Source organism: Streptomyces violascens, assembly GCF_014649955.1.
Taxonomy (GTDB): Bacteria; Actinomycetota; Actinomycetes; order Streptomycetales; family Streptomycetaceae; genus Streptomyces; species Streptomyces violascens.
Genome location: NZ_BMUA01000016.1, coordinates 145,224 through 161,686 on the forward strand (window position 1 = coordinate 145,224; position 16,463 = coordinate 161,686).

A 16,463-nucleotide genomic window follows, 5' to 3' on the forward strand; every position below is an offset into this window, starting at 1 on the left:
ATGACCGACACCGAGAGCGCTCTCAGCGCGATTCCCGCCGAGGCCGACTGGCAGCGGGCGCCGTCCCTCGTGGACGGAGCGATGCGACTGGAGCTGACGGCCGCCGACTGCGATCTGCGGTACTGGCTGCGGGCCGTCCCGCAGGGCACCCTGCGCGGCCAGGAACTGGGCCACGCCGACGACGTCCGTCCGCTGGCGGTGACCAGCGAGCCGGGCCCGCTGAACGACGCCCTCACCCAGGAGCTGGCGTTCCGCTCGATCGCGGAGGAGAAGGCGACCCGGGCGATCTCGTATCTCGTTGCGCTCGCACCCGACATCGACAGCATGGAGTTCTACGCCACCCAACTCCTCGACGAGGCGCGGCATTCGATGGTGTTCCGCTCGCATCTGACGTCGCTCGGCGTGACCGAGCCCGAGCTGTGGCCGACGGTGGAACGACTGGCCGGCGCGGACCGCGAGGCCGTTCTGGTGCCGCTGGAGGAGCTCGGCCTTCGGGTGCTGCGCGACGAAGGCGACTTCATCGGCGGTGTGGTCGTCCTGACCATCCTGGTCGAAGGGGTGCTCGCGCCCGCGGCGGAGCTCAGCGAGCGCAAGTGGCGGATCTTCGACCCGGCGGCCGCCGACATCGAGCGGGGCGCCGCCATCGACGAGATCCGGCATCTCACGGTGGGCAGCTCGATCGCCCGCGAACACCTTCTCGCGCACCCCGAGGACAAGACCCGCATCCTGGAACTGATCGCTCGGGGACGGGAGTTGTGGGGTTCGCTGCCCGCCACGGACATGATTTTCCGCCGCGAGTCCCTGTTCCAGGAGGGGCTGCGCAAGCACGCCGAGCTGGCCGGTGACTACGAGATCTGGCCGGGCCGACGTCTGGTGGACACCGATGTCGAGGAGCGCATGACGACCGCACTGGGCTGGGCGGACGCCATGCAGCGCCGCCGCCTGGAGTACATGGGCCTGGAGGAGGCACTGTGACGACCACCGCCCCCACCCCGTCCGGCACGCTGGACGAGGTCACCCGAATCGTACGCAACGCCGGCCTGATGGACACCCGCCGCGGCTACTACGCATGGAAGATTCCGCTCAACTTCCTTCTCCTGTCGGCTGGTTGGGTGCCCTTCGCGGTCCTGGGCGACACCTGGTGGCAGCTCGCGGTCGCCGCGTATCTGGCCTTCTGCTTCGGGCAGACGGGCCTGATCGGACACGACGCGGGCCACCGGCAGATCGTACGCACCCGCCGCGGCACCGATCTGCTCGGCCACTTCCACGGCAACCTGCTGACCGGGGTCAGCTTCGGCTGGTGGGTGGGCCACCACACCGCCCACCACAACTACCCGAACCATCTGAAACTGGATCCCGACATCCTGCGCCGCCAGGTCATCTTCGACGCGGGCCAGCGCGAGCAGCGGACGAGCCGGGCGGCCCGCTTCATCGTCCGCCACCAGTCGTGGATGTTCTTCGTCCTGATCACACTTGAGGGCGTACGGCTGCACATGTCCGGCTATGTGGCCGCGCGGCGGGGCGCCCTCAAGAAGTACCGCAGGACCGAACTGACCGTGCTCACCCTGCATTTGGCGGCCTACTTCGCCGCCGTCTTCTCCGTCCTGTCGCCCGCGAAGGCGGTCGCGTTCATCCTGGTGCACCAGCTCCTGTTCGGCTTCTACATGGGGCTGCTCTTCGCGCCGAACCACAAGGGTCTGCCGGTGCGCGACGGCGAGACCGAGGAGCTGGACTGGCTCACCCGCCAGGTGATCACCTCGCGGAACCTGCGCCCGGGCCGGGTCACCGACTTCTTCTACGGCGGCCTGAACTATCAGATCGAGCACCATCTGTTCCCGTCGATGCCGCGTACGAGCCTGCGCCGCGCCCAGCCTCTGGTGAAGGAGTTCTGTCAGCGCGGCGGCCTGCCGTACGCCGAGGTGTCCCTCATCGCGTCGTACCGGGAGGTCTCCGGATACCTGGGCGGCATCAGCGCGGAGGTCGCCGAGCTGGAGGGGACGGCGACCTCCGCCACACGGTAGGCATCCGGACTTCATCGAGTTCGGGCCTGTTCGGCCAGGGCGCGCACGACCGCCGCGGCGGCCACGGCGTGCCCTCGGCCGCTGAGCCGGCCGGGCTGCGAACTCCACAGCAGCTTCGAGTCGAGGCCCTTCTCATACGCCATCAGGTCGATGTGCACCGCCCCATGACGGAGTGTCACCACAGTGACGCGCTCGACGAGAAGGCGCTGCCGGGTACGGATGCGATCGCGCTGGGCTCCGGCCAGCTGGCCGGAGCCTGACCAGTCGAAGGGGCTGACCACGGCGGCGCCCCGGCAGGTCGCTCCCTTCAACGACGTCAGAATCCGGCCGAGTTCGGACTCCACGACATCGGGGTCGAAGCTACGGGCCCGCAGATCGGGGCCGCCGCAGGCCAGCACCGCCAGGTCGGCCTCGAAGGCCAGCGCCTGCGCCAGCTGCCGGGAACGCACCTCGGACAGGACCAGGTCGCGCCGGGCGCGCAGGGACAGACAGGCGAGCTCGGGCGGCCCGGCCTGCCTGAGCAGGCAGGCCACCCGCTCGGGCCAGGCTTTCGCCGGCCGGCCGCGCACCACGGCCTCCGGCACGGGGCCTGCCTCGCAGCCGCCGAACACCACGGCCCGCCGCCACGGCAGGCCCGCGAGCAGCTCCTCGGGCTCGCCCGGCCGTAAGACATACGGATCGAGGCCCTGCGCATCGAGTCCGTACGGATCGGGACCGTGCGGACCGGGGTTGTACGGATCGGGACCCGCCGGATCGTGATCCTCCATGGCGTTGCCTCGCTCATCACTCAACCAGCCTTCTCCTCAAGGGAGTTGATCCTGGCGGCGTGCCCCGGAAGGTGCTCCTCGGCCCGCATGCGAACGATCTCTCCCCACGGGACGGATCCGCTGAACAACTCCTCTCCAGCCCCGTTCACGAGCCGCACCCGCACGTCGGCGACCCGGCATCGGTCCGGGGTGCGCGCGAGCACCCCGACCAGCTCGGCCGCGTTCCGCCGGACGAGCTCGACCAGGACGGCCCGGTCCGCCGCCGCCACGAGCGCATCGATCGCCGCGGGGTCGGCGGCCGCGGAATTGTCGAGTAGCGGCGCTGCCGCCCCCGCGAGCACCTGCCGCGCGATGTCCGCCAACAGACGGTCGCTGAGGGCGAGATGAGCGAGCGTACGGTCGACATCGCCCCCATCCCCGCCACCCGCTTCGGAGCCGAGGCCGGCCCGGGAGGCCGCGGCACGGAAAAGCCCGTCGTACGCCGCCTCAAGGCCGGCCGTGTCCCACATGACCTCGGGTTCGCGGAGCGGGGTCGACCGGGCGTCCGCCGCCCCGGCATCGAACCTCGCGGGCGCGGGCCGCGCGGTCCGAACCCGCCGGCTCGTCGCCCCCTCCCCCAGATCACCCAGCGCCAGCTCGACGAGGCGTACAACCCCCGACGCATCCAACTCCGTCAGATTGCCCGTCAGTTCGACCACTTCCGGCTTGCCTCCGCAGCGCAGGAACTTGCGGCGGGCCAGTTCCTCGTGGCCCGGCCCGTCCGTGCTGCCGGCCGCGCCCAGGGCGGTGCGGCGCTCGGCCCGGAGTTCGCGGCCGTCGTTCAGCCTTACGGTGACCCGGGCACCCAGATCCTTCGTCGCCCAGCGGAAGTCGTCCGCCGGGGCCAGCCAGTCCGGCGGCAGTGCGTCGACGGCTTCCCGGCCGGCCGCCCCGGCCCAGCCCGCGGCCCGCTGCCCCGCGCGCCGCAGCGCCTGGCCCAGCGGGGCCGTGGCAAGCAGCGCCGCCCGGCTCAGCGCCGGGTCGTGGACGGTCCGTACCTTCGCGGCGAGCGCCCAGCGTTTTGGCCGGGCCACGTCGGGCGGCGCGAGGTCGGCGGGTTCCAGGGACCCGGTCAGCAGGGCGGTCGCGACGTTGTAGGGCACGGAGAAGTTCAGGGCGGCGACGCTGGAGTGGGGACCGACGGACTCGGCACGGGTGAGGCGGTCGAGGCCGCTGGTGAACAGCGAGCCCTCGACCACGATCTCGGCGATGTCGTCAGCTCCCAACTCTCGTATTTCTTCGTGCAGTTCAGCCGCGCAGTCGATGGCCGCACTGAGGTAGGCGCTGCCGGGATGGACCTTGTACGAGAGCGTCTCGGTGTACCAGAGCGTGCCGAGTCCGCCCACGGCTTCCTCGGGGAGCGGCAGCGCGGCGAACCGGTACAGGAAGCCCTGGGGGTGTTCGAGGACGTCGGCCGGCCCGCCGAGCCCCGCCTTGGCGCCGTCGCAGGCGCCGAGCCCGATGCGTACCGGAACGGCGGCCGTGTACAGCTTGGCGTCGGTGGTGAAGAAGCCGCGCGGGAGCGTCCAGGTGGGGGTGGTGAAGGCCAGGCCGAGGGCGTTCACCCAGGTGTCCGTGAGAGCGCCCTCGGCGCGCAGCCTGCCCGCGACCGCGCCGGCGAGGTGGGTGTGTCCGGCGGTCTGGCCCCGGAAGGGGCCGAGCGTGGCGGCGGCCGTGATGCGGGCCGCGCATTCGTTGGCCGCCAGGATCGCGGCGGCGAGCCGCCGCCCGTCGAGGCCGAGCGGCCGGGCATACACCAGGGGGACGTTGACGCAGGAGTGGGAGAGGTGGCCCGCGTACGCGGTGTCGTCGAAGTCCAGGCAGATGGTGGCCATGGCCAGGGAGTGCGCGCCGCGCTCGGGGTCGTCCTGGAGAGGGCTCCCGTAGGCCTGGCTGATCTTGGCGCCCAGCGGGTGGCCGTATCCGGCGCGGGCGGCGGCGAGCTGGCTGAGCAGCTGGCTCCTGAGGTGGGCGCGGACGCGTTCCGGGGCATCCTCGACGTCCAATCGACTCGCCCAGGAAGCGAGTTGGTCCAGCAGTGAAGGCTCGCTCATCCCCGCCTCCGGCCCATGGCGGCCTCGGGCTGCGCCGACTCGGCCCGCTGCGGTGCGGCGTCGCCGCCTCGACGGCGCAGGAAGACCAGGGCGCACAGGCCACCCACGAGGGTGCCTGCGGCGGCGACCTCCATCACCAGGTGCATGCCGTCGATGAAGACGGGGCCGACCGCGTCCATGACGGTGCTGCGCGTGCCGGGCGGCAGCGTCCCGGCCTGCGACAGGTCGCCGCCGCTGAGCTGGGCGTAGGCGCGGTCGCGGACCTGCTGCGGGAGCGGGGCCGCCGAGAGCGCTCCCGGCAGCGCGTCCCGCAGGTGGCGGAGCAGCAGGGCGCCGGCGAGTGCGACCCCGAACACCGCGCCGACCTGCCGGAAGGTGTTGGAGATGCCGGAGGCCGTACCCGCCTGCTCGGGCGGGACCGAGCCGAGCAGGGCGACCGTGGCCGGGGCGCCGGTGAAGGAGACGCCGACGCCGAGCAGCGCCAGGGCCCACCAGTAGCCGCCGAAGCCGGTGTTCACGTCAAGGGCGGTCAGGCCGTAGAGGCCGGCCGCGGACAGGACGGATCCGACGACGATGGGCCAGCGTGAGCCCGCCTTCGCGGCTACCACGCTCGCCGCGAACGAGGCGATCATGATGGGTACGGTCAGCGCGAGGAAGCGGACGCCGGTCTCGACACTGCTCAGCCCCTGGAGGCTCTGCAGCACGAGGGTCAGCAGGAAGATCGCGGCGAACAGGCCGAAGAGGCTGAGGAAGTTGACGGCTCCGGCGACCGCGACGACCGGGCTGCGGAAGAGCTTCAGCGGAAGCATCGGGTCGGGTTGGCGCAGTTCCCAGAACACGAACAGCACGAGGGTCACCACGGAGAGCGCGAACGATCCGACGATGAGCGCCGAGGCCCAGCCCCTGCTGTTGCCCTCGATGAGCGCGTAGGCGAGCGCGGCGATCGCGACGATGAACAACGCCTGTCCCGCAAGGTCGAGTCGGCGGGCGCGCGGGGAGCGGTTCTCGGTGAGCAGCCGGGCGAGGACGAGCGCGGCGAGCACGCCGATGGGCACGTTGATCCAGAAGATGCTCTGCCAGCCGACGTGGTCGACGAGCACTCCGCCGGCCACGGGGCCGGCGGAGAGCGCGACCCCGCCGATGCCCGCCCAGATGCCGATGGCCTTGGCCCGGGCGGCCGGTTCGGTGTAGGCGGCGGAGACCAGGGCGAGCGACACCGGGATCATGACGGAGCCGCAGATGCCCTGGAGGGCCCGGCCCACCAGCAGCATGCCGATGGATCCGGCGAGCGCGCACATCACCGAGCTGAGGGTGAAGCCGATGAGACCGCCGAGGAAGAGCTTCTTGCGGCCGAGGATGTCCCCGAGGGTGCCCGAGGTGAGCAGCAGGCAGGCGAACGCGAGCGCGTAGGCGTCCACGATCCACTGCAACTGGGTTATTCCGGCGGTGAGTTCGTGCTGGATGTTCGGCAGCGCCACGTTCACGATCGTGGCGTCGAGGTACACCATGAACACGCCGAAGCAGAGGAAGGCCAGCAGCAGCCCCTTCCTGGGGGCAGGTGCTGAGCCGGCGCCGATGGTCTCGCTCATTGCGGATCCTCACGTGAGGGGGTCCGGGGACGGTCTGGCTCTCGCAACATAATGACCGGCGGTCAGTCAGTCAATGCGCAATGACTGGCGGTCAGTCACCAGGAGGGTAGATTGGGCCATGACCAACTCCCCGCAACCGGAGGCGAGTTCATGGCCACCACCAGTCCCCCGAGCCGTCCGCGCCGCAAGCGGGTCACCAGGAGCCCCGAGGACCGCCGCGCCGCGCTGCTGAGCGGCGCCGCCGAGGTGTTCCGCGAGAAGGGCTTCGCGGACTCCACCGTCGCCGAGCTCGCCGAGGCGGGCGAGGTCGCGAAGGGCACGTTCTACCTGTACTTCGACTCCAAGGACCATCTGCTCGGCGCGATGTGGGAGGAGTACGTCGACCGGTTCCTGGTGACCACCCGGGCGCTCCTCGACGAGGGCGGGGCCTGGTGGCCGACGCTCGACCGGCTGGTGCGCGCCCTGGTGGCGCACGCCGTGGAGAACGCCGAGCTGCACCGCATCGTCTACCGCTCGGCGAACGCCAAGGCCCTTGATCTGTGCCGGAGTTCGAACCAGCGGGTCATCGACCTGATGGCGGAGTTCATCGGCCGCGGGGCGCTGGCGGGCGCCTTCCGGGCCGGGGACGTCAAGCTCGCCTGCCGCATGCTGTTCCACGGCGCGCACGGCCTGCTCGACGACCTGATCAGCAGCGCGGAGCCCATCGACGTCGAGGCGGTTGCGGCCGCCGTCCTCGAACTGGCCCACCGCGGCCTGGGGGCGCCGGAGCCGACCGCCTGAGACCACCCCGCCCACGGTCTCAGTGCCGTCTCAGCGAAATCTCAGCCCACCCCCGCAGGATCGGAACGTACGCGGAACGAGGCGTACGGGGAGAGGTACCCGAAGCGGCCCAACGGGGTTCCGGTGCTTTCCGGTCCGGGTGTGAAAGCCCTCGCAGGTTCGAATCCTGCCCTCTCCGCCACAGCCGAAGAGCCGCCTGTCGCGACGAGGTGCCCGCCGATGACTCCATCTCTCACGTCCGTTCTGGTAGTGGCCAATCCGGCCGCGGGAACGTACACACCGGAGATGTCGGAGGCAGTCGTCCGGCGGATCGCGGGGGTCGGCGCGGCAGTCGAGCTGGCTGTGACCGAGCGGCCGGGCCATGCCCACAAGCTCGCCTCTGCGGTGGGCGAGCGGGGCGGCCCGGCCCTCGTGGTGTCCGTCGGCGGCGACGGCACCGCCCATGACGTCATGACCGGCCTGTACGAGGGAGCACCGGCGGAGCGGCGCGTCCCGCTCCTCGTGCTCCCCTTCGGCACGGGCAATTCCTTCTACCGCGAGATCTGGTCCGACCGCCCCTGGCACGAGGCCCTGGTATGCGCGCTCTCGCGACCGCGTGTGCGCCGGGTCGACCTGGCCCACGTCGCCGAGACGGACGGCCTGGCGCTGCTCGGCGCCTCGTCCGGCCTCGCCGCCCAGACCCTGGTCACCGCGCGCTCCGTCGCCGACACGGGCCGGGCTCGCTACGAGGAGGCCCTGGCCCGCACCGTCGAGGCGTTCCGCCCGTACCCGGGCCGGGTCACCGTCGACGGCGAAGTCGTCCACGCGGGCCCGACGGTCTCGGTCGGCGTGGGAGGCGGCCGCCATCGCGGCGGCCGGTTCATGCTGCTTCCGCGGTCCGTCATGGACGACGGACTGCTCGACGTCTGCGTCGCGGGCACGGCCCTGCCTCTCCCCGAGCTCCTGCGGCTGTGCCGCGACGGCAGCCATGTGGGCGGCCCCGGAGTCGTGTACGCGCGGGGCCGCCGCGTGGTGGTGGAGCGCACCGACGGGGAGCCGCTCGTCTTCGAGTACGACGGCGATCTGCTCCCGGGCGCTGCCGCCCGCTACACCCTGGACGTGGACCCACACGCACTCCCCGTGCTCGCCCCGTAACGGTTCCGACCGCGCTGGGCCGTGCCGGCCGACTCTCGGCTTCTCCGGCCCAAAAAACACGGAAAGCCGCCTCCGCATTGCTGCGAAAACGGCTTCCGACCTGCGAAAACGCTGGTCGGGACGACAGGATTTGAACCTGCGACCCCTTGACCCCCAGTCAAGTGCGCTACCAAGCTGCGCCACGTCCCGATGCCCGTCTGACCTGGGGTTTCCCCCGGCCGTTCGTGCATGAGAACAATACCGCACTTCCCCGGGTGGTCACGAACCCCTTTCCCGGGATGCCGCACGGCGGCCCTGAGCGACGCCCGTCAGCCGCCCGGCGCCGGACGCGCCTCCTGGATCTCGCGCGGGGCGACCTGGCGCCAGGAGTCGGCCAGGAGCGCGATGCGGCGTACGTCGTCGGCGGTGGCCATGGGACGACATACGCCGCACCGCTGACAGCGGCCCTGCACGGCCGCTCGGCGCTCCGGCTCGGCCGTCCGGCTCAGTCGGCCACGTGCCTCTGCCCCCGCTCGAAGTACGCCACGAGGTCGGGGTCGAGCCGCGGCACCTCGCGCGGGGTGCCGCCGGCCCGCAGCGAGGCCGTGGCCTGGTAGCCCGCCGCGACCGCCATCCGCGCCGCGACCGGCGAGGTGTCGGTGACGCCCCCGTCGCGCACGAAGCGCAGGAACTCGTCGATGATCAACGGGTCCGCGCCGGCGTGGCCCTGGTCGTCCTCGGGCTTGGGGATGTCGTACGTCTCGTCGGGCTCGGCGCGGTACTCGGAGCGCCGGGAGTTCCAGACCTTCACCTGGCCGCCGGGGCCGTCGCCGAAGTTCTCCAGGCGGCCCGCGTCGCCGATGACCGTGTAGTTGCGCCAGTAGTCGGGCGTGAAATGACACTGCTGGTAGGAGGCGAGGACACCGTTGTCGAGGCGCATGTTGAGCAGCGAGACGTCCTCGATGTCGATGACCGGGTTGAGCGCGCGCTGGGTGTGCGGCGGCCAGTGGCCGTCCTCGGTGTACCAGTCCTCGGTCTTGGGCTCGCCGGGAGCTCGGCGGTGCGGGTTGTCGCCGTACACCATCAGATCGCCCATGGCCTGGACGTCGCGCGTGTAGCCGCCGGACAGCCAGTGCAGTACGTCGATGTCATGCGCGGCCTTCTGCAGGAGCAGGCCGGTGGTGTACTGGCGCTCGGCGTGCCAGTCCTTGAAGTACCAGTCGCCGCCGTAGCCCACGAAGTGGCGCACCCACACCGTCTTGACGGTGCCGATGGCGCCCCGGCCGATGAGGTCGCGCATCATCCGGACGACGGGCATGTGGCGCATGTTGTGGCCCACGTACAGCCGGGTGCCGGTCTCGCGCGCGGTCTGCAGGATCTCGTCGCAGCGCTCGACCGTGATGTCCAGGGGCTTCTCGACGAAGGCCGGCTTCCCGGCGAGCAGAGCGGCGCAGGCGAGGTCGGCGTGCGTGTGGTCGGGGGTGAGGACGAGCACGGCGTCGAGGTCGGGGGCCTCGATCACCTTGCGGTGGTCGGCCGAGACGAGCGCGCCGGGGAAGGCCGCGGCGGCCGCCTCGCGGGCCCGGGGGTCGGGGTCCGCGACGGCGGCGACCACGGCGCCGCGACCGGGCCGGTGTGCGGTGCGCGCGATGGTGCCGCGCATGCCGTATCCAATGACGCCGATACGGAGGTCGGTCATGTCAACTTCCTTCACGTCGGGCGGTGTTGCGGTGGGACGGGCGGGGGCGCCGCGGGGCGGCCGGGCCGCGCCGGTGCGCGGGACGTACCGACCGGCGGGCACCATCGTCCAGGGGCATGCTGCGCATTGTTCTCGATGTCGGTGCCCACGGCAGGTACATCGCGGCAGCGGGCCGCAGGCGTCGGCCGGACGGGGCCCGCCCGGCCCATGGAGTGGCCGGAATCCTCACCACTTCCCCACACCTCAGGGACCGCGAGCGCCCATGCGGCAGCGGGGGCCGCTCGGTCACCCACCGTTTCGCGTCGGCGTCCGGTGTCCGGATGAGGGCACTCACTGGCCGGACCGTGCCGGTGCCGCACGACGCCGACCAGCGCGGCCCCCGATTCCGCATCGGACGCTCCGACACGCACCCCGGACCACTTCCGCGCACTGTGCGCGCCGGACCGCACCCCAACGCGCCACCCCCGAGCGCAACCGTGAGGGTGACGGAGAGGTATCGGTGCCTCTTTCACAACCGATCAACTCGCGTTCAAGGAAGGGGGGTTACGGATCAAGTGAGTCGCCCGGAGACTCCCTCGCGGATTCGTGCCGGGCGGTCGGCGTGACGCGCCGCGTGGCAGAGCGAGATCCCCACCCCTTTTCGCTGCCACCGGCCGGAGATCCGCCATGCCGTACGTCGCACGGCAGACAACCAGGTCAGCGCTGCCGCTGGGCGAATCGCGCAGCCTTCTCGACAGGCCGCCCGACCCGGCTCTGCCGGGAGCAACTCCCGTACATCACCCAGTGGTTCGCCACCCGACGCCACCCCAGCAAAGCGACGGAGCAGGCCGGTGCGGCACTGCGGGTCTCCCCCGTTCACCCACATGCATCAAGGGAAGGTCGATTTCGTCGATGTCGAAGCCGAATCGGTTCTGCACTTGTCCTCGGATGTCACGACCGTGCCCATCTGATTCCGCTTCCTGACCCTCAGTGCCACATGCCCACGAAACCTTTGCCGTTGGCATGTGGCAGAAACTTGTGTGAAGGGGATGCAATCGACTGGGACCGAACAGGCCGGCCCGCACACAACACATCGCCATTCAAACGTCAACACACCTGATTCTGGCCAAAGTTGACGGCGAATGTTGTACGAACCGAAGGTGATCCACAGCATTGAGGAGGTCGGCCTCTTCGGGACGGGACCACTGCCGATGCACCACCTGCCGGGGCCTTGCCCGGCAGGCGTTTCGCGGAGGAGGGCTCGCGGATGGACGGATACTTCAACAGCCGACTGCACCAACAACTCAGGGAAGACGTACGGCACTTCGCGGAACGCGAGGTCCGGCCGCGGATCGCCGAGATGGAGACGGCCCGCACCGTCCAGCACGAGCTGTCGCGGCTCATCGCCCGGCAGGGCTGGATCGGAGCCACCGTGAGCCCCGCATACGGCGGTATGGGGGTGGGGCACCTCGGCAAGACCATCATCATCGAGGAGCTGTCACGGGTGAGCGGCGCGATGGGCGCCATGGTGCAGGCCTCCCAGCTCGGTGTCGCCAAGATCGTGCATTTCGGCAGCGAGGAGCAGAAGAAGTGCTGGCTCCCGGCCGTTTCGGCGGGTGAGTGTCTGCCGACGATCGCGGTCACCGAGCCGGAGTCGGGCGGTCATGTCCTGGGAATGGCGGCGAGCGCGGTCCGCGACGGCGACGACTATGTACTCAATGGCCGAAAAGTGTACGTCGGCAACAGTCACGTCGGCGATCTTCACGGGGTGATCCTGCGTACCGGACCCGGTTCGAAGGGGTTATCGGCCTTCCTCGTGGAGTCGGACCGGCCGGGCTTCTCCCTGGGCGAGCACCGCGAGGCGATGGGCCTGCACGGTTTCAGCTTCGGCGAGGTCCACTTCCACAACTGCCGTGTCCCCGTGGCCAACCGGCTCGGCGAGGAGGGCGACGGGCTCGCCGTCGCGTACTCCTCCAGCGTGCTCTACGGGCGGGCCAACCTCACCGCCGTGTCGCTCGGCATCCATCAGGCGATCCTGGAGGAGACCACCCGGTTCTGCACGGAGCGGATCCGCTACGGCAAGCCGCTGCATGAACTCCCCAACATCAAAATCAAGTTGGGGCAGTTGAAGTCCCGCCTGATGACGGCCCGGCTCGTCGCCTACCACGCGGTCCATCTGCTCGACCAGGGGCTGCCCTGCGACGCGGAGCTCATGAACGCGAAGGTCGTCAACGTCGAGTCGACACTGGACTCCGCGCGCAACGCCATGGAGATCCACGCGGCGGCCGGCCTGTTCACCGACCGCCCCATCGAGCGCTATCTGCGCGACGCCCACCACATCTTCGCCCCGGCCGGCACCTCGGACGTCCAGCTGCTGAGGCTGGCCGAGGTGGCGCTCGGCACGGCGAAGGGCCAGTGGTCACAGCGGCTCTCCGAGCTGGTGCGCATGGAGGAACTGGCGGCGGCCCACTGACCGTACGTGCGCCGCGAGGGCGGCTCAGATACGGCCGTCCTCGCGCCGGTGGATCTGCTCGACGAGCTCCGCCGCCATGGACTTGATGGTCTCCAGACCGGCCCGGCCCCAGGGCCTCGGCTCGGTGTCCACCACGCAGATCGTGCCGAGCGCGATGCCCGTACGGTCGATGAGCGGCGCCCCGAGGTAGGAGCGGATGCCGATCTCGTCCACGACGGGGTTGCCCGCGAAGCGCGGGTAGTCGCACACGTCCTCCAGGACCAGCGCCTTGCGCCGGACGACGACGTGCGGGCAGTACCCGTGGTCGCGGGCCATGATCCGGCTCACCCCGCCGGAGGCGGCCGCCAGGTCCGAGCCGGTGTGCGCGCCGTTCGGGGTGTGCAGACCGGCGAAGAACTGCTGGTTCTCGTCGATGAAGTTGACCATCGAGAAGGGCGCTTCGGTCACCTCGGCGAGCTTGCGCGCGAATTCGTCGAAGGCCGGGTCGGGCCACTCCCCCATGCCCAGCTGCCGCAGCCGCTGGACGCGGACCGGCGCCTCCCGGTCGACGGGAGTGAGCAGGAGGTGTCCGGTCGGGTCGTACGTCATGTCAAGCTCCATGGCTGGTGGCTGCCGGGATGGTGGCGAGCAGATGCTGGACCAGGGTGACCAGCGTCCGGATGCCGGAGCTGCCGATGCGGGCGTCGCACAGGACGACGGGGACCTCGGGCTTGAGGTCTATGGCTGCCCGCACCTCCTCCGGCTCGTAGCGGTACGAACCGTCGAACTCGTTGACGGCGACGAGGAATCCGATGCCCCGCCGCTCGAAGAAGTCGACGGCGGAGAAGCATTCGTCGAGCCGCCGGGTGTCGGCGATGATCACCGCCCCCAGGGCCCCTTCGGACAGCTCGTCCCACATGAACCAGAAGCGCTCCTGCCCCGGTGTGCCGAACAGGTACAGCACGTGGTGGTCGTCCAGGGTGATGCGCCCGAAGTCCATGGCGACCGTGGTGGTGGTCTTGGTCTCGACCCCTTCGAGGCTGTCGTGAGCCACGCTGACCGTGGTGAGGAGCTCTTCCGTGGAGAGCGGTTCGATCTCGCTGACCGCGCCGACGAAGGTCGTCTTGCCGACCCCGAACCCGCCCGCGACGAGGATCTTCAGCGCGGTCGGGAACTGGTCGACGGCGTCCCCGTCGGACAGGGCGTCAAAGCCGTCGTCGTAGGCCATCGAGCACTGCCTCCAGCAGAGATCGGTCGGTGGGTGTGTGGTGGAAGCGGGGGGCTCGCGCGGTCACCGCCCCGCAGTCCACCAGGTCGGAAAGGAGCACCTTGGTGACGACGGCCGGCAGCCGTAAGTGCGCCGAGATCTCCGCCACCGAGGTGGGCCCCTTGCACAGGCCGAGGGCCTGCGAGTGCTCGGGGCCCAGGAGCGTCTGGGGGATCGTGCCGGTGGCCATCACCTGCGAGAGCAGGTCCAGGGTCGCGGTCGGCCGGGTGCGGCCGTTGCTCACCGTGTAGGGGCGGATCAGCCGCCCGGCCGCGTCGTCGAGCCACGGCCCGTCCTGAGGGGCCGCCACGGTCAATTCCTCAGGCCGCTCGGTGTCCCGGCTCCTTGCCTGGCCGGCGTCACGAGATAGGGCCGTACGCTCTTGACGAGCATGGCCATCTCGTAGCCGAGGACCGCGGCGTCCGCCTCCCGGCCGGCGAGCACGGCGAGACAGGTGCCCGATCCGGCCGTGGACACGAACAGCAGGGTGGAGTCGAGCTCCACCACGACCTGCCTGACCTCGCCTCCGTCGCCGAAGCGGGCCCCCGCGCTCCGGCCGAGCGAGTAGAGGCCGGAGGCGAGGGCCGCCATGTGGTCGGCGCTGTCGGTGTCCAGGCCGTGAACGGATTTCACCAGGCCGTCCGAGGAGAGCAGAACCGCATTGCGGGTGTAGGGCACCCGCTGGACCAGTCCGCTCAGCAGCCAGTCGAGGTCCGAGACGTGTCCGGTCGGCGCATCGCTCGCCATGGTGCATCTACTCCTTGGAGTGTTCGGCGTCAGTTTCCGACTGGAGCGCCTGGGGGGACTGGTGGGTCGGCTGTGCGGGGTGGTTCTGCTGTGCCTCTGCGAGGCCGATGCCGCGCTGGAAGGCGGCCATCAAGCCCGGGTCGTGCAGGGCGTGTTCGTCGTCCTTGCGGGGTGCGGGTGCGTCCCGCAGCTGGGGTACGAGGTGTTCCTGGCTGCGGCGCCGGGGCAGATCGGGGCGGCCCATGGTGCCGCGTACGGCTCCGTTCTGGGCTCTCGGGGTGACGGGCACCCGGGTTTCGACGGGCTCGGGGGCCGCGCCGTGGTGGATGCCGGGGGGTGCGGCGGCCGGGTTGGGCCGGTCGTCGTACGCCCCGCGAACGGGCAGCGGGCCGCTGCCCTGGCCGGCCGTGGTGGGCTCCGACAGATGCTGGCGGGGCGGGGGCAGCAGGTCGATGGCGGGCCGGGCCTGATGTGCGGGTTCCGGCTGTACGGGGGCGATGGCGGGCGCGGGAACAGCGGGCGGGAGAGGCGGGCTCACCTCGGCGGGCTTGGCCATCTGAGGGGGCGACGGCACGACGGGGATCTGGCCGGTGCCGTCCCGCTCCGGGTTCTGCGCCGCCTGCGGCTGAGGGCGCCCCTGCTGGTTGAGGCCCTCGGGCTCGGCACCCAGCAGGCCCTGCGGCAGCACCAGTACGGCCTGGACTCCGCCGTAGATGTTGGTCTGGAGGCGGACGGCGATGCCGTGCCTGCGGGCCAGCGCGGAGACCACGAACAGACCGATGCGGCCGTCCTGGAGGAGGTGGGCGACGTTGACCTGGTCGGGGTCGGAGAGCAGCGCGTTCATCTTGTTCTGCTCGGTGACCGGCATGCCCAGACCCCGGTCCTCGACCTCGACGGCCAGACCGGCCGTCACGAACTGGGCCCGCAGCAGGACTTGGGTGTGCGGGGCCGAGAACACCGTGGCGTTCTCGACGAGTTCGGCGAGGAGGTGGATGACGTCGGCGACGGCGTGACCGCGCAGTGTCCCGTCGATCGGCGGCACCAGCTTGACCCGGGGGTACTGCTCGACCTCGGCGATCGAGGAACGCAGGACCTCGGTCATGGTGACGGGGTGGGACCACTGGCGCCGCGAGATGGCACCGCCGAGCACGGCGAGGTTCTCGGCGTGGCGGCGGATGCGGGTGGCCAGGTGGTCGACGTGGAAGAGGCCCTTCAGCAGCTCAGGGTCCTCGACCTCGTTCTCCAGCTCGTCCAGGAGCTGGATCTCGCGGTGCACGAGGGACTGGAGCCTGCGGGCGAGGTTGACGAAGACCTCGACCTTCTGTTCGTTGCCGACGCTGCTGGAGAGCTGGGAGGCCTGCACGACGGCAACCACGGCCGCGTCGTGCGAGCGGGTCAGCTCGTGTGCGAGCAGCTCGAACTCATCTGCACCCGCAGGCAGTTGGGCTGGTGCGTGATGCGCCGGCGGCCCTTCGCCGCGGCGCAGCGCCTCGACGACCGTACGGAGGTCGGCGGCCGAGCGGGCGCTGCTCCGGCGCAGTGCGTTGGCTCGGCCGAGCACGGTCTTGGCCGCCCGGTCGGCGCCGATCCCGGCCGCGATCAGCGCGGCGATCGCGAGCACGGCGAGGCCCGCGAGCACGGCCCAGAGCCCCACGGTCGGGTGCCGGCCGGTGGAGTGCAGGGTGAAGGCGACGGCGGCCGCGCCGCACAGCACTGCCACGGTGGCGGGCAGCACGGCGGCACGCAGCAGCTGCGGGCGTATGCGGGACTCGGGTGACGGGCGCGGCCCGGGGGGCATCGGCGCCCGGCCCGCCGGGGCCGGATGCCCGGCGTCGGCGGTGGGCTGCTGCGGCCGGGTGGCGTTGCGGCCGTGCCGCCCGCCCTCGCGGCGGTCCGGCCGCGCGGCGGGTGCGCGGAGATGAGACATCGGTGTCCTCGGTGCGTGGGGTCCCATGG

The 16,463-nt window shown here is 71.1% G+C and carries 14 protein-coding genes and 2 tRNA genes; 6 read left to right on the plus strand and 10 right to left on the minus strand.

Annotation, left to right across the window (positions count from 1 at the left end; translation table 11 throughout):
- Positions 1 to 975 (plus strand): VlmB-like protein, encoded by a 975-nt coding sequence (locus IE206_RS27570; RefSeq protein ID WP_189966688.1) that lies wholly within the window; start codon positions 1 to 3, stop codon positions 973 to 975.
- Positions 972 to 2,021 (plus strand): fatty acid desaturase family protein, encoded by a 1,050-nt coding sequence (locus tag IE206_RS27575; RefSeq protein ID WP_226599572.1) that lies wholly within the window; start codon positions 972 to 974, stop codon positions 2,019 to 2,021. The genes IE206_RS27570 and IE206_RS27575 overlap by 4 nt, the downstream gene beginning before the upstream one ends.
- Before the next feature lie 11 nt (positions 2,022 to 2,032).
- Here IE206_RS27575 and IE206_RS27580 read toward each other — a convergent pair whose 3' ends face one another.
- The 3 genes from IE206_RS27580 to IE206_RS27590 are packed head-to-tail and all read right to left on the minus strand — an operon-like array spanning position 2,033 to position 6,470.
- Complete coding sequence (locus IE206_RS27580; protein WP_189966689.1) at positions 2,033 to 2,812, minus strand: SGNH/GDSL hydrolase family protein; 780 nt, start codon at positions 2,810 to 2,812, stop codon at positions 2,033 to 2,035.
- Entirely contained in the window at positions 2,809 to 4,881 is a 2,073-nt protein-coding gene (locus IE206_RS27585) for an MmgE/PrpD family protein (RefSeq protein WP_189966691.1), read from the minus strand. The genes IE206_RS27580 and IE206_RS27585 overlap by 4 nt, the downstream gene beginning before the upstream one ends.
- Positions 4,878 to 6,470: an MFS transporter gene (locus IE206_RS27590; RefSeq protein WP_189966693.1), complete on the minus strand. Its 1,593-nt coding sequence runs from the start codon at positions 6,468 to 6,470 to the stop codon at positions 4,878 to 4,880. The genes IE206_RS27585 and IE206_RS27590 overlap by 4 nt, the downstream gene beginning before the upstream one ends.
- Positions 6,471 to 6,620: 150 nt before the next feature.
- Here IE206_RS27590 and IE206_RS27595 point away from each other — a divergent pair, with 150 nt between their 5' ends.
- From IE206_RS27595 to IE206_RS27605, 3 genes are all read left to right on the plus strand, one after another.
- A complete protein-coding gene (locus IE206_RS27595; protein ID WP_189966696.1) occupies positions 6,621 to 7,250 on the plus strand; it encodes a TetR/AcrR family transcriptional regulator in 630 nt (209 codons plus the stop codon).
- An 89-nt stretch (positions 7,251 to 7,339) separates the two neighbouring features.
- Positions 7,340 to 7,431, plus strand: a tRNA-OTHER gene (locus IE206_RS27600).
- A gap of 38 nt (positions 7,432 to 7,469) precedes the next feature.
- Positions 7,470 to 8,384: a diacylglycerol/lipid kinase family protein gene (locus tag IE206_RS27605; protein ID WP_226599573.1), complete on the plus strand. Its 915-nt coding sequence runs from the start codon at positions 7,470 to 7,472 to the stop codon at positions 8,382 to 8,384.
- A 112-nt stretch (positions 8,385 to 8,496) separates the two neighbouring features.
- On the opposite strand, the gene IE206_RS27610 is transcribed toward IE206_RS27605, so the two are convergent.
- Positions 8,497 to 8,573 (minus strand) — tRNA-Pro (locus tag IE206_RS27610).
- A gap of 295 nt (positions 8,574 to 8,868) precedes the next feature.
- Positions 8,869 to 10,062 (minus strand): Gfo/Idh/MocA family protein, encoded by a 1,194-nt coding sequence (locus tag IE206_RS27615; RefSeq protein ID WP_189966698.1) that lies wholly within the window; start codon positions 10,060 to 10,062, stop codon positions 8,869 to 8,871.
- A gap of 1,246 nt (positions 10,063 to 11,308) precedes the next feature.
- Between IE206_RS27615 and IE206_RS27620 the strand changes: the two genes are divergently transcribed.
- Positions 11,309 to 12,514 (plus strand): acyl-CoA dehydrogenase family protein, encoded by a 1,206-nt coding sequence (locus IE206_RS27620; protein ID WP_189966700.1) that lies wholly within the window; start codon positions 11,309 to 11,311, stop codon positions 12,512 to 12,514.
- 24 nt (positions 12,515 to 12,538) lie between these two features.
- Here the strand turns inward: IE206_RS27620 and IE206_RS27625 are convergent, their stop codons facing one another.
- The 5 genes from IE206_RS27625 to IE206_RS27645 are packed head-to-tail and all read right to left on the minus strand — an operon-like array spanning position 12,539 to position 16,434.
- Positions 12,539 to 13,102, minus strand: a complete 564-nt coding sequence (locus tag IE206_RS27625; protein WP_053730981.1) for a GAF domain-containing protein — start codon at positions 13,100 to 13,102, stop codon at positions 12,539 to 12,541.
- A 1-nt stretch (position 13,103) separates the two neighbouring features.
- On the minus strand, positions 13,104 to 13,721 hold the full coding sequence (locus IE206_RS27630; protein WP_226599575.1) for a GTP-binding protein: 618 nt from the start codon (positions 13,719 to 13,721) through the stop codon (positions 13,104 to 13,106).
- Positions 13,699 to 14,070 carry a DUF742 domain-containing protein gene (locus IE206_RS27635; protein WP_189966701.1) on the minus strand — a complete coding sequence of 124 codons (372 nt, stop codon included), beginning with the start codon at positions 14,068 to 14,070 and terminating at the stop codon, positions 13,699 to 13,701. The genes IE206_RS27630 and IE206_RS27635 overlap by 23 nt, the downstream gene beginning before the upstream one ends.
- 2 nt (positions 14,071 to 14,072) lie before the next feature.
- Positions 14,073 to 14,507 (minus strand): roadblock/LC7 domain-containing protein, encoded by a 435-nt coding sequence (locus IE206_RS27640; protein WP_189966702.1) that lies wholly within the window; start codon positions 14,505 to 14,507, stop codon positions 14,073 to 14,075.
- Between the two features lie 7 nt (positions 14,508 to 14,514).
- Positions 14,515 to 16,434: a sensor histidine kinase gene (locus IE206_RS27645; protein WP_189966703.1), complete on the minus strand. Its 1,920-nt coding sequence runs from the start codon at positions 16,432 to 16,434 to the stop codon at positions 14,515 to 14,517.
- Positions 16,435 to 16,463: the final 29 nt, after the last annotated feature.

What these genes read in the sequence shown, in the direction of transcription:
- IE206_RS27570 (WP_189966688.1), top strand. Translation starts at nt 1, where the DNA reads ATGACCGACACCGAGAGCGCTCTCAGCGCGATTCCCGCCGAGGCCGAC.
- IE206_RS27585 (WP_189966691.1), bottom strand. Translation starts at nt 4,881, where the DNA reads ATGAGCGAGCCTTCACTGCTGGACCAACTCGCTTCCTGGGCGAGTCGA.
- IE206_RS27590 (WP_189966693.1), bottom strand. Translation starts at nt 6,470, where the DNA reads ATGAGCGAGACCATCGGCGCCGGCTCAGCACCTGCCCCCAGGAAGGGG.
- IE206_RS27595 (WP_189966696.1), top strand. Translation starts at nt 6,621, where the DNA reads ATGGCCACCACCAGTCCCCCGAGCCGTCCGCGCCGCAAGCGGGTCACC.
- IE206_RS27605 (WP_226599573.1), top strand. Translation starts at nt 7,470, where the DNA reads ATGACTCCATCTCTCACGTCCGTTCTGGTAGTGGCCAATCCGGCCGCG.
- IE206_RS27615 (WP_189966698.1), bottom strand. Translation starts at nt 10,062, where the DNA reads ATGACCGACCTCCGTATCGGCGTCATTGGATACGGCATGCGCGGCACC.
- IE206_RS27620 (WP_189966700.1), top strand. Translation starts at nt 11,309, where the DNA reads ATGGACGGATACTTCAACAGCCGACTGCACCAACAACTCAGGGAAGAC.
- IE206_RS27625 (WP_053730981.1), bottom strand. Translation starts at nt 13,102, where the DNA reads ATGACGTACGACCCGACCGGACACCTCCTGCTCACTCCCGTCGACCGG.
- IE206_RS27630 (WP_226599575.1), bottom strand. Translation starts at nt 13,721, where the DNA reads ATGGCCTACGACGACGGCTTTGACGCCCTGTCCGACGGGGACGCCGTC.
- IE206_RS27640 (WP_189966702.1), bottom strand. Translation starts at nt 14,507, where the DNA reads ATGGCGAGCGATGCGCCGACCGGACACGTCTCGGACCTCGACTGGCTG.
- IE206_RS27645 (WP_189966703.1), bottom strand. Translation starts at nt 16,434, where the DNA reads ATGTCTCATCTCCGCGCACCCGCCGCGCGGCCGGACCGCCGCGAGGGC.